Annotated in this window: 1 protein-coding gene; it reads right to left on the bottom strand. The window is 38.0% G+C overall.

The genetic code is table 11. The features are described from left to right. Positions 1-1,410 (bottom strand): UvrB domain 3-containing protein (locus IU405_RS05490; protein ID WP_197437610.1); only part of this gene is annotated, 1,410 nt, incomplete at its 3' end. Between the last annotated feature and the right edge of the window lie 16 nt (positions 1,411-1,426).

Below are 1,426 nucleotides of genomic sequence, written 5' to 3'. Positions count from 1 at the left end.
TTTCAATGCCTCTGCGACCATTTTTTCAACAGCACGATTCATACTTTCGATATCGTGTCTCTCCCCGGAAGTTTTTCTGATATAAGATGCTACTGCCATAAGGCACTGCGATAATGATAGTTGCTCATTGGTCAGTACATTTGATGGCTGACAAATATCATAAGCAGTTCTCAATCGCTTCACGTGAGCTAGGAAGAATGTCTTTACACTAACGGTTTTAGGTTTTCCCCTTTCACTGCTGAGATTTAAATGTGCTGTCAAAGTGATGATATAATCGGCTGCGGATGACAGGCACTCTAATCTATCCAAAGGACTTGTTTTTGGATCAGTAAATGGTGATATGTCAAAACCGACAAATACATCTTTGATTATTTTCAACTCAATTATAAGAGCCTCTAAAGCTTGTTGAACATCATCTTCGCTTGGACCAAATGTTTCACCACCAAACTTACGCATTGCCTCCATCATATTGTCGCGGATACCGATGTAGTCAATGATATATCCGAATTCTTTACCTGTATACTTTCGATTTACACGACTAATTGTTTGAATAAGACTCTGTTTTTGGAGAGGCTTATCGTTGTAAAGGTAAGTTAGAGAAGGAACATCAAAGCCAGTAATCCACATATCAATAACAATAACAATGCGGAAATTTGAATGCTCCGTTTTGAATGCATCATCTAACTTTTTACTTCGGGCTTTATCACCTATGTATTGATACATATCCGCTGGGTCATTTGGACGACGTGTAGCAACCATTGCTATTGTAGGCATTTCAGATAGTTCCTTTAACTCGTCAGAAGTTAATTTACTATCGTCAGGTGACTTTTTTTCTTCGAACCATTCAGGCTTTTGCTCTTTAAACTTTTGGAGTAATCTGTATGCAATTTTACGCTTGCTGGCTACAATCATTGCTTTTTGTACTATATCTGGTTTGTTTTCGCAAGCATTTGAGTAGTGTGCAATAATATCCTTTGCAAGGCGGTCTAAACGTTCATCATCACCAAGAATCACCTCCATTGCACTCATTGCTTTTTTACTAGCAACTACATCATCTTCCGTAGCACCCTCATCAGCGCATTTTTTGTAGTAGAAGTCTATCTCTTTTACTTTCTCGCTATCGAGTGTAACATTTGCTATGCGCGGAATATATTTTAGTTCAACTGTGATGTCATCTTCAACAGATTGTTGCATTGTATATCTGTCTACCACCTCACCAAACACTTGAATGGTTTCATCGATAGGAGTGCCTGTAAAACCAACAAATGTTGCGTTAGGAAATGCACTTCGTAAATGCTCAGCATAAGGCTTTGTTATGAATGCACCGATAGGAGTCTCATTATCATTTAAACTTTCTACTGCATTCTTACTTTCAGCCTTTTTATCTTTTATTTTTAATTGCGGATTCAAACGAACTTGACTGCGA

The organism is Polaribacter sp. BAL334 (assembly GCF_015767435.1).
Lineage (GTDB): Bacteria > Bacteroidota > Bacteroidia > Flavobacteriales > Flavobacteriaceae > Polaribacter.
The sequence above is the reverse complement of the archived record's forward strand: the minus strand, read 5'-3'. Positions and strand labels throughout refer to the sequence as shown.